This window comes from Arthrobacter sp. OV608 (genome assembly GCA_900110595.1).
Taxonomy (GTDB): Bacteria; Actinomycetota; Actinomycetes; order Actinomycetales; family Micrococcaceae; genus Arthrobacter.
The window spans coordinates 260,331-270,978 of sequence record FOEZ01000003.1 but is presented as its reverse complement, the minus strand read 5'-3'; the positions used below and the strand labels follow the sequence as shown (position 1 = coordinate 270,978).

Annotated in this window: 11 protein-coding genes; 7 read left to right on the top strand and 4 right to left on the bottom strand. The window is 60.2% G+C overall.

The window, feature by feature from the left end:
* The first annotated feature begins 168 nt into the window (after positions 1-168).
* The 3 genes from BMX78_RS06080 to BMX78_RS06070 all read left to right on the top strand — a co-directional run bounded on the left by BMX78_RS06080 (position 169) and on the right by BMX78_RS06070 (position 2,590).
* Positions 169-1,431: a hypothetical protein gene (locus BMX78_RS06080; RefSeq protein WP_091417703.1), complete on the top strand. Its 1,263-nt coding sequence runs from the start codon at positions 169-171 to the stop codon at positions 1,429-1,431.
* 46 nt (positions 1,432-1,477) lie between these two features.
* A complete protein-coding gene (locus tag BMX78_RS06075) occupies positions 1,478-1,705 on the top strand; it encodes a hypothetical protein (RefSeq protein WP_091417700.1) in 228 nt (75 codons plus the stop codon).
* Between the two features lie 264 nt (positions 1,706-1,969).
* On the top strand, positions 1,970-2,590 hold the full coding sequence (locus BMX78_RS06070) for a hypothetical protein (protein WP_139204887.1): 621 nt from the start codon (positions 1,970-1,972) through the stop codon (positions 2,588-2,590).
* Between the two features lie 26 nt (positions 2,591-2,616).
* Here the strand turns inward: BMX78_RS06070 and BMX78_RS06065 are convergent, their stop codons facing one another.
* From BMX78_RS06065 to BMX78_RS06055, 3 genes are read right to left on the bottom strand one after another with little or no spacing between them, the layout of a single operon-like run.
* Complete coding sequence (locus BMX78_RS06065; protein ID WP_091417696.1) at positions 2,617-3,396, bottom strand: carbon-nitrogen hydrolase family protein; 780 nt, start codon at positions 3,394-3,396, stop codon at positions 2,617-2,619.
* 48 nt (positions 3,397-3,444) lie between these two features.
* Positions 3,445-4,794, bottom strand: coding sequence for an APC family permease (locus BMX78_RS06060; RefSeq protein WP_091417693.1), 1,350 nt, complete (start codon positions 4,792-4,794; stop codon positions 3,445-3,447).
* Between the two features lie 9 nt (positions 4,795-4,803).
* Positions 4,804-5,682: a carbon-nitrogen hydrolase family protein gene (locus BMX78_RS06055; protein WP_091417692.1), complete on the bottom strand. Its 879-nt coding sequence runs from the start codon at positions 5,680-5,682 to the stop codon at positions 4,804-4,806.
* A gap of 96 nt (positions 5,683-5,778) precedes the next feature.
* Here BMX78_RS06055 and BMX78_RS06050 point away from each other — a divergent pair, with 96 nt between their 5' ends.
* From BMX78_RS06050 to BMX78_RS06035, 4 genes are all read left to right on the top strand, one after another.
* Positions 5,779-6,543, top strand: coding sequence for a FadR/GntR family transcriptional regulator (locus tag BMX78_RS06050; protein ID WP_091417689.1), 765 nt, complete (start codon positions 5,779-5,781; stop codon positions 6,541-6,543).
* A 124-nt stretch (positions 6,544-6,667) separates the two neighbouring features.
* Complete coding sequence (locus BMX78_RS06045) at positions 6,668-7,489, top strand: hypothetical protein (protein ID WP_091417686.1); 822 nt, start codon at positions 6,668-6,670, stop codon at positions 7,487-7,489.
* Between the two features lie 172 nt (positions 7,490-7,661).
* On the top strand, positions 7,662-8,306 hold the full coding sequence (locus BMX78_RS06040; protein WP_091417685.1) for a hypothetical protein: 645 nt from the start codon (positions 7,662-7,664) through the stop codon (positions 8,304-8,306).
* Between the two features lie 63 nt (positions 8,307-8,369).
* Positions 8,370-8,897: a mismatch-specific DNA-glycosylase gene (locus tag BMX78_RS06035; RefSeq protein ID WP_170850702.1), complete on the top strand. Its 528-nt coding sequence runs from the start codon at positions 8,370-8,372 to the stop codon at positions 8,895-8,897.
* 126 nt (positions 8,898-9,023) lie between these two features.
* Here BMX78_RS06035 and BMX78_RS06030 read toward each other — a convergent pair whose 3' ends face one another.
* Complete coding sequence (locus BMX78_RS06030) at positions 9,024-9,815, bottom strand: hypothetical protein (protein ID WP_139204886.1); 792 nt, start codon at positions 9,813-9,815, stop codon at positions 9,024-9,026.
* Between the last annotated feature and the right edge of the window lie 833 nt (positions 9,816-10,648).

Genomic DNA, 10,648 nt, shown 5'->3' with positions numbered 1-10,648 from the left:
CTGGCAACATAACGGCTGGCGTGGACATTTCCCCGGCTTACAAAAAGTTCTTAGGGCCAAGCGTTTTTTGTAACCAGCGAGATCCGTTTCGTGCACGGCTGAGATCCCTCCCTGGGAGAGAATGTTCTCAGACAGTGCAGTACTTACAAAGAGACTCAAGGAGCCCTTGTGAATGACGAGATTCAGCTGATTGCTGACGGCGACGGTTTAGCGGTCATCGGTGATCCGGCGGCCGTTGACCGCTTTCTCGTCTCGGAGAGTTTGTCAGGGAAGGATCTCGGGCTGCAACGATTGGGTCCGAAGCTTAGCAGCGCAGCTGGCGTTGTTCAGCTAGGTTCTGAGCTCGCCGCAAATTCCGGACAGTGGGTCAAGCTCACGGAAGAGTCAGCCAATGCAATCAAGAAGTACGGGCTGATGACTAATTCGAAGTCCGGACTCAGCATGGGTGTGATTCAGGCAAAGGGCCAAGCCCACGGCATCAAGGGAATTGTTCAATTCGCTAAGGGGCCAGGTTCGATTGTGACCAATCCCGCAATTCTTACCGGTGCTGCTGGGATCATGGCACAGCTGGCCATGCAGCAGACCATGGATGAGATCACCGACTACCTCGCCACAATCGACGAGAAAGTCGACGATTTACTTCGCGGACAGAAAGACGCCGTCGTAGCGGACATGATTGGTGTGGATCTCGCTATCGAGGACGCAATGATTATTCGGGAGCAGGTGGGTCGAGTCTCTGAGGTGACGTGGTCCAAGGTTCAGGCGACGTCAGTCACCGTTGGCAGGACGCAGGCCTACGCACTCAGGCAGCTCGACGCTTTGGCGGAAAAGCTGGAAAACAAGTCTAAAGTCGGCGATCTCGCCAAGACGGCCAAAGAAGCTGAATCTTCTGTGCGTGAGTGGCTCGCCATATTGGCTCGTTGCTTCCAGTTGCTGGATGCCATAGCTGTGCTGGAGCTTGATCGCGTGCTCGACGCGTCTCCAGATGAATTGGACGAACACCGCCTCGGTTTGAGGGCCGCTCGCCAGAACCGTCTCGAACGCATCTCTCGAAGCACAGAACGTGTTGTGGCCCGCATGCAGGCTGCTGCCAGCGCAGCCAACACTAAAGTCCTGCTTCACCCGATCACCGCCCAGGCCGTCGTCGTCTCCGCCAACCACGTAGCCTCTGGGGTTGTAAATTTCCACGGACTGCTCGGAATTGAACGTAGCCGTGAGTCCCTTGAGGCCAAGCGATGGATCGAGGCAGCCGTGGAGGCAAGAGACAGGGCCCTCGAGACCGGAGCCGACGGCGTGGATGCGGCCAAAAACCTCGGTAACGACACCCTTGACCGTGCCAAGTCGGTCACAGACAAACTTTCGAACAAGATATCAAAGCATTCCCTGTTTCGGCGGGGAAAGGATGACGAGGATTCCTCTGAGGGAAGCTGATTTGTTGGCTTCAGTTGGGGTCCCATTACAAACACGGAGGAAAACGATGCCCAATAGGGGCGATAAAGCCTTGGGCTTGATTAAGAACGGCGGCGCCAAGCTAAAGACGGGGAGCGGGAAGCTCTACTCCTTGGCGAAGGACCCTGCTGTGCAGACTAAGGTTCGGAACATGGTCGCAGACGGCCAGAAGTTTTATAGGGCGGCGACCAGTCCGGAAGCAAAGCAGGCATACAAACAGGCCGCGGAGTTCATCAGGAAGACCAGGAAGAACTGAGTCCGTCTCCAACGATGCGAGTGTTCGCATGCCCGCGACCGATCACTGAAGGCTGAATGTGGACTACGGTGCTTCTTGCGAACTGCAACTCGGCCACCGTTCCAAGCTGCCGCCGCTTGGCTAGGCGGATGAACAACGCCCAGGTCGATCGGGCCCCGCACTACAGCCAGCACCAGTCGTAGAGGACAGGAGGAACAAATTTAGTTGAAATCATCTTCGCAGCGCATAGCGGTGTTGCCGGACAGGCCCGACTCAAGACTGCTAGTGGAACTCACTAGCCACGCGAGCGATCTTTCGGAAGCCTCCCATACGCTGGCCAGTGCATTCGCGGCCGGTGAGAGTTCCGAACTGTGGTTCCCGCTTACATCCCACTCGGTGACGGCTTACATTCGCCCCTTCATTCACTCAAATGTCCGCAGGCGCCTCGACCAGATGCCCGAGGTACCAACCGTGCCGCCGTCGCTGAGTCGGTTGCACGAGGTTGTTCGGCAGTACCGCAACACGACTATCGCACATTCCCAATCAAACTTGGCTCTGCCTCTCCCGATTGTTTTGCTAGACAATGCCGGAAACCCAACAAAGGTTGCTCCGGTATCCCTCATCAATCAAATGCCGATGGCATTCGCAGAACGCTTTGCTGAGTTGGTTGCCGCTATGGAGGACGCAGTGGAGCGTGCAACCCAGCCGGTGCTGGAGCGTCTGCATGCCTGGGTAAAGAATAAAACGGCAGAAGAAATCGGAAATTGGGACCCGCCAGAATTTGTCCACGAGGCCGCTTTGGAATTCAATGCGGGAGAACGGAGAACCGGCGTTCCTCGTTACACAGCCTATTGGCAGGAGCAGTTAGCCAATGATGAGCAAGTATCGGAGCACTTCTCTCACTAACCCAACTTTCCCAAAGTTCATTGCCCCTACAACCGCCGCTGCCGGAACATCGGGAACGACTCCCGCACCCGCTCCACCGTCTCCGACGAAACCTCCACCACCCGCACCCCGGCCTCCAGCCCAAGGTCAGCTTCAACAACACCCATCGGATCCACCAGCACGCTCCGGCCAACCGAGACCGGAGGTGCCTGGCACACCCCCGCCACGTACACGCTGTTCTCGATCGCGCGGGCGGCGTTCAAAGCCAGCCACTGCTCCGTCTTGTGCTCGCCCGGCACCCACGACGAGCAGACCAGCAGAACCTGCGCCCCGGCGTCGGCCAGTGACCTGGCCAGCTCCGGAAACCGCAGGTCGTAGCAGGTCATCAGCCCGAACCTCACTCCCCCGTGCTCGAACACCACCGGGTTGGTGGACGGACCCGGCTTGATGAACGTCGACTCCCCGAAGCCCTGCGCGTCGAACAGGTGGATCTTCCGGTACAAGGCCAGGCGGCCGCCGTCGGGCCCGAACGCCACCAGGGTGTTGTAGGCCCTGCCCTGCTCCTCCGAGGTCTCCACCACGCCCGCCACCAGCGCGATGCGGTGGCGGCGGGCGATGCCGGCCAGTTCCTGGCAGACCGGACCGTCCAGCGGCTCGGCCACCAGAGGGAACGTCGCGTCCACCTTTTTCTTCTCGTAGGTGGCGTACTCAGGGAAGGCGACCAATCCGGCGCCGTCGCGCGACGCTTCGGCGGTGAACCGGTCGATCGCGGCGAGGTTGGCCCGGATGTCGGTGCCCGACTCCAGCTGCCCCAGCGCTATCCTCACGGCTGTTCCTTCCCTCGGCCCGGCGGCCACACTGCAAAACGGACAGGGTCAGGCGGCGGCCTCGACCGTCGCCTTCTCGGTGGCCGTCATCTCCGGCGGCGATGCCTTGAAGCCGCGGGTGATCAGGGCCAAGATCAGCACGCCCAGCACCAGCCAGGACACCCCCAGCGTAATGGCGTTGCTGTCCAGCTGGGAGAGCAGGTAGGCGCAGATGATCGCGCCGATCACCGGGACCACCACGTAGGACATCGGGTTCAGCTGCTGCCCGGCCCGTCGCTGGCGCACGTAGTGGAACACCACCGAGGCGTTCACCAGCGTGAAGGCGGTGAAGGCACCGAAGTTGATGAATGACGTCGACGTGGCCACGTCCAGGAAGATCGCGATCAGGCCCACGATGCCCGTGATCACCAGGTTCGCCACCGGGGTGTGGAACTTCTCGCTGAGCCGGCCGAAGACCGCCTTGGGCAGGACGGAGTCGCGGCCCATCGCGTACAGCAGGCGGGAGGCGCTGGCCTGCGCGGCGAGGCCGGAGGCGAACTGCGCCACCACCAGGCCGGCCAGGAACACGGCGCCGAACAGCTGCCCGCCGATCTGCAGGGCGATGGAGCTGGCCGCGGAGGCCGAGTCCTCGAACGCGCCGCCGGGGTGGACCAGCTGGGTCACGTAGGACACCGCCACGAAGATGCCGCCGCCGATCAGGGCCACGAGCATGATGGCGCGCGGCACGGTCCGGCGCGGGTTGACGGTTTCCTCGGTGAGGGTGGTGACGGCGTCGAACCCCAGGAACGAGTACGCGGCGATCGCGGCGCCGGCGGAGATGGTGGTGAAGCTGGCGGTGTCGTTGAAGAACGGCTGTCCGCTGGCCAGTCCCCCGCCGCCGTTGGCGGACACCACGTTGCCGATGGCCAGCGCCACGAAGAACACGAGGACCAGCAGCTGGAACGCCATCAGCACGTAGTTGGCCTTGTCCGCCACCTTGATGCCCAGGATGTTCAGCAGCGTGGTGATCACGATGAAGCCCACCACCCAGACGCCGATGGGGATGCCGGGGAACTGGGCGGTCAGGTAGGAGCCGCCGATGAGCCAGATGACCATGGGCAGGAAGAGGTAGTCCAGCAGCACGGCCCAGCCCACCAGGAACCCGACGCGGGGGTCAATGGAGCGGCGGACGTAGGTGTAGGCGGAGCCGGCCACGGGGTGGGCTACGGCCATCCGGCCGTAGCTGTGCGCGGTGAACAGCATGGCCACGAGCGCCACGAGATAGGCGGCGGGCGCGGCGCCGCCGGTGGTTTCGGCGATGATGCCGAAGATCCCCAGGACGATGATCGGGGTCAGGTACGCCAGCCCGAACAGGACCAGCGAGGGCAGCTTCAGCGTGCGGGTGAGGGTTGTTGTCACGGTGTTTCCTTAGGGCTTGTAGGACGGCGGTGTCCAGGTGGCCGGGTTGATGCGGCCTTGGTAGACGGAAAGTTCGACGGCGGGCTCCCCCTCGCGGAACTGCGACCAAGGGCGGTTGAGGTTCTCCGTGCCGTGCGTGCGGACGCGCTCGACGGCGGCAAGGTCCAGTTCCGCGGTGAGCAGCTGCGGCTGATCGTCTGTTGCTTCTGCGAGGGTGTTGCCCTCGGGGTCCACGATGATGCTCTTGCCCTGGCCGGTGGGGCCGGCGCAGTTGACGCTGACCATAAAGACCTGGTTGACGATGGCGTTGGCCTTGGCCAGGATGAGTTCCTGTTTGCGGTCCGGGGTGGTGGTTTTGACGACGTTGAGGATCACTTCGGCGCCCATCCAGGCGAGCTGGCGGGACACCTCGGGGTACCAGGCGTCGTAGCAGATGTTCAGGCCAACCCGTCCGATGCCGGGCAGGTCCACCGTGGTGAACCTGTCGCCGGGGTCGTACGGCTCGAACGGGCGCCAGGGGAAAATCTTCCGGTAGTAGCCGGCGAGCTCGCCTTCCGGGGACAGGACCAGCTGGGTGTTGTACAGCTGCCCTTCGGGGCCGCGTTCGCAGACGCTGCCGGGAACCAGCCAAATGTTGAGGTCTTTGGCGAGCTGTTTGAGCTCCTTAACCCGCGGGCCGTCCAGGGGTTCGGCACTTGCCTGAAGGATTTCGGTTCTTTGCAGGTCGGGGTCTTCATCCCCGAACAGGTGCAGCTCGGGGAAGATGACGAGCTTGCTGTGCGGCTGCGCTTCGAGGGCTGCTTTGACCTCGTCCGCGAAGGCGGAGATGGGTTCGCCGATGAGCCGCGGCCGGGCCTGGGCGGCGATGAGGGGAAGGATGCGTTGCATGGGTTTTTCTCCGCGTTGGGGTGTGATCCGGGTTATATTAGATCAGAATGATCCAATAAAGGGAAGGGGGCCGGCGTGGGCCGTAAAGTAGCGGTTATGACCCGTCAGCTGGAGGACACCGCCGAGCCCTCGCGCCTTGGCGCCGGCGGCATGCCCCGGATGGAGCGCCGCAGCGCCATGGACGCGGTGCGGATGCGGATCGGGATGGCGATCTCGCTGGGGCTGTTGAAGCCGGGCGAGCGGCTGCCGGATCAGGAAGACGTGGCGCTGGGTCTTTCGGTCAGCCCGATTACGGCACGGCGTGCTTTGGCCAGCCTGGCGGAGCAGGGTGTGGTCGTGCGCCGACGGGGCCGGGCCGGCGGGACGTTTGTGGCGGAGTCGCCGCCTACTGAAGTTTTGGCGTCACTATCGGCCTCGCCCGCGGAATCCCAGGCTGTGAACCGCCTGGTGGACCGGCGGCTGCTGTTCGAGTGCGCAGTCACGCACTATGCGGCGGTTAACGCCACCGCTGAACAGCTGGACGAACTGGAGCGGCTGACCCGTGAGATGGCTGGCTCGACCGACTGGTCCTACTACCACCGGATGGACGAGCAGTTCCATCAACTGGTGGGGGCCGCGTCATGCCTGGACTCCGCCGTCGAGGTTTACCACGAGACCCTCGCCGAGCTCTACGACTACTTCATCCCCTACCCCATCGAGAAGCTGCACACATCCAACCAGGATCACATCGCCCTGGTGGCAGCCCTGCGTGACGGTCGCGTTGAGGAGGCGGTAGAGGTTTCTAGGAAGCACGTGGACATCCTGCACCGGACGATGTTTATGGGGCTGGCTCAGGTTGCAATCGACGCCACATCTGACTGACTACACTCCTGGCGGGGTAGCGCCGACACCCTTGAATTTATTCATTGACCGCTGCGATGTGCCCGTGCTTACAACTGGTCACCTGCTTTGAAAGCGCAGAGTAAATCCCGGGCATACTTATTTGGTGAATTGGGTAACTGAATTTCTTGTACCGGTCGTTGCCGTAATCGGTTCTCTGGTCGGCATCCTGGTGGCTTTGGATCAAATCACCGCTGGTTCCCGCCTGCGCCGTCAGGCCATCTTCTGGCGTGAGATGTCCCAGAACGTCGAAGTATCCCATGACGCCGCGGTGTTCCAAAGCCTTGAGCGGGAGGCTAGCGCCAAACTCATCGCGCTTCAGGCTTTACCAGCCCGGAAGCTCCTGTTGCCAGCTTTCATGGTCACATCTGCAATTGCCTTCGCCTTTTCTATCGGAATGGCTCTCGGCCATATACCCGCCGCGGACTGGAACTGGACTCGGGCGATCGAGAAGACAAGCGAGCAAGGCGCCGATATGATCTTCTGGCCCTTGATCCCGTTTCTAATCGGTAAGGGGATACTGGACTTCCTTAACCTCCTCCTTGAACGATCGCAGATAGCGACAGCGTATTTGGACGGTAGAACAGTCGATGTCAAAAGGTTCCGCATCGACGATCGCTCTCCAATGGATGCTTTCGGGTGGGCAGGTTTGTTTCAGCTGTTGGCCGTTAGCCTGGGTCTGGCGTCCACAGCTACGGCTATCGGAGCATCAACGGGCGGCATGTCCCCAAATTCGTGGACGTCTTGGCTCCTTTTAGGAGGAGCAGCCCTCCTGTTCTGGCCAGCACTGATGCTCTTTGCGAACGTTCAGCATGTTACGACGAGAGAGTGGCGGCATCCACGTCCGCTCCCACGCCAACACCGTAGGGTTCCTTCCACCTTTGGTGGTACCAGGAAAGCACACCGCTTGGGCAGGCCTCGCCGATAAACACGTGTTCCCCCTTCTCCTGCTGATAACGCAAGCAGGAGAAAGCTTCAGGTGCCCGCCAACCTAGAGCAGTCCCGGCGCAAGCGGCCCTGCTGAAACAGGAAAGCCCCCAGCTATCAGTAGTCTTGTAGTGAACTAGTTATCTAGTAATGCTCAATCTAGGAGATTCACAGTGACTTCGACAATCAGCTCTGCTTTACATGAGATCCGGGAATTGGTAACCGACTACCCGGTGCGCGCTTATTTAGAGCAAACCAAGCGCTACATAGAGATTTGCGATGCAATGGATGCCGCCCGGGATAAGACCGGAATGGAGCAGCGAGAAGCCGTAAACGTCCTTGCTGGATGGCAGGGCCTACCGGAGTTGAAAGTTGACGACAACCTCCTCACGGTCCTTACGGATGTGCGAGACCGACTGCTCAACGAACGTAAAAACGGTTTGTACAAGATGTTTGTTAAGACACCTGTGGCAGAAGTTTTTGGAACGGGCACTGGCTATGCGTTGGAGAAAATTGCAGGAGCCACAGGAACCGGAATTAGCGACCCGATGTTCGCGGAAGCCGCAGTCGAGGAGCTGCGGGTGAGTATTAGTGCATTCCGATCTGCACTTAATGAGCGTGGACTCGCCGGCGACGACATGACCGACGACGCGCTCTACATCGTAGAACGAGCAAGTCACTTCCTCAGCAATTCAGATGACCAGCCAACAGAGAGGGACCTATACATCATGACCAGGATGCTTAGGATTTTGGTCAAAGAGATGGAAAAAGAATCCGCATCTATTGATTTAGACGACAAGAAGAACGTCGAGAAATAGCTGTTATGGGACCGAGTCCACATGACATCTCGGCCGGGGGCGACTAGGCGAGGGAGACGGGGAATGGATAGAGCGGGTCTGCCAGACCGGATTGCTGCAGGAATGCAGGTGCTCATCTGCGGGGATAAGCCAAAGCCAGACGGCACCAGCCTCCAAGTAGGCCACTACTACGCTGACGGCAACAACAAATTCTGGGCCCTGCTCTACGACTCTGGGCTGACCTCCGTGACCCTGACTTGGCAGGACGACGAAGACCTTCCGCGACTGGGGATCGGCCTGACCGACCTAAACAAGTTCGACGGACTCGGCTCGGGCCATGCCCGATTGGAGGCACTGGTGCGCGAGTTCCGCCCGCAGTGTGTGGCCTTCAACGGCAAGGGTGTTGTCACCGACTACGTCAGGCAGGCCGGTACCCGTCAACGCGTCGAGATCGGCCTTCAGGACTGGAGAATCGCCGGCGCCGAAGTGTTCGTCCTGCCAAGCAGCTCAGGCCTGAACACGCACCCACTACTGTCAGGCCGGGACGGACTGCTTTTGGACAGGCGCGGCTGGTGGGCGCAGCTAGCCATGCATCTGGGGCGGCGATGTTGACCCAAATCAGCGGCCAACGTCAGTCAACTATTCACGGTGATACCAATTGGCGCGCTGACCATTCACTAATGCCTAAGGCCCTTCAAGGTTTGCATAGTGGGACGGGTTGCGGTCAGAAGCTGTTGTTTAGGAGACGCCTGGGACTTGTCGCGCAAGGGACCGAGCCGGGAGAGGCATCGGAGAAGTAGCGCTGATGATGTCGCGCGCGACACCAAGAGCAGCCCGGTATTCTTCCTCCTCGGGAGTCGCCCCTCTATGCGCCGCCATATTCCTGACCTTCGCGAGTTTCTCTTGGATGGCGTTCTTGCTCGGGACTTCTAAGCCAAATCCCCGTACCACGTTGGTAAGGCCGACCAAGCCATTGGCCTGCGTAATGAGCAACTGGACCACATCATCCGATATGTCGTTGCCTAATTTCTCAGCAAATGCCGTTTGTGCTGCTACTTCAGCGGCGGAAGCAGCCTCAATAACGGACTGCCGACGATCTTTGTTGCGCGACGCATTCATGTATAGCAACCATTCGAGGGGAGGTGCCTCGCCGGCACTCGCGCGATCAAAACCTGACGCCACGGCATCTGACGTCAGCACTTGGTCTTCGCCGAGGAGTTGGACGTGGCCCAGTGGCCCACGCCATCCAGTAAGCATCTGCACTGCGCCATTTTCATCATCTAGCCACAGCTGACCTTCCGGATGGAGGGACAGCTCGCGGTTAACCAGGTCTTGCGGCGTCCAGAGTTCGAACCACTGTCGCGCAAGGCCGTACCAGAGCTCGAAAAGCTGCCCAAAGCGTACGCCGACATCCACGGTTTTCACGTCCTGCCCCCAATTGCGACAGTCCGCACGGAAAGCCAGACCGGCGACGCCGACGGCGCGGATGCGGACACGGCTACCAACCTGGGAAACGAGGCTTATGCTCACTCTTCCCCAGGGGCTCTCACCGTCCTGGTCCCAGGACCTCGTATACTCCCAACGCTGGCTTGGGTAGGGCGGCTCAAGTCGAGCGCCGATATCACCTCCAGGTGCAAGGACCGGGAATGTGATAGTGACCGAGGCCCCCTCGATAAGGCAGTTGTACGATAGCCCCAAGACCTCCGGGCTTACCTGCAGGGGCATTGGTAGATGCAGATATCCCGCGAACCGCAGCGTCATTAGCGACCACCCGAATACGTCGTTGCCTAAGTCCGCCCAGCGTACCTAGGCCTTTGTTCGTTTGCCATCCTACGGTCGGCTATAGAGGCAACGGTGACCCTCCGTGGCGGCGGGTGAGCTTTCACTCCTCGATGGCCGCAGTACCTTTTCCACATTGACCTCCGATAGATCAGATTCTCTACCTCAGGAGGTCATCAGTTCAGCCTAGGAGGATTTCATCTAGATAGTGGAGGCTTCTATCAGCGCGAGCGGAAAAGCGGAAGGGCCAGCACTTTATTTGTGCCGGCCCTTTCCTGGGTTTCCCTCTGCAAAGACTTCTCACAGTGCTAAGGCTCAAGGGTTAGTGCCAGCGAGTCCGATCTCTCCAACGGGTGCGCCCAAGCCCTACCAAAGGCAGGAACACTCACAACTGACATAAAAGAGTTTTGTGATAAGGGGAAAAGTTGTACTGTCGGCCGCATGTCGGATTAGGGGTGGAGCCCAAGTTTCTTTAGCGCTGTAGGAACTGTCACCGCCGCCCGAATGGGTACTTGGACGCTACTCGACGCTTTTCGCAAACTCGCAGCCGACTACGGTCGCCGATTCCATGGCCTTGTTGTTGG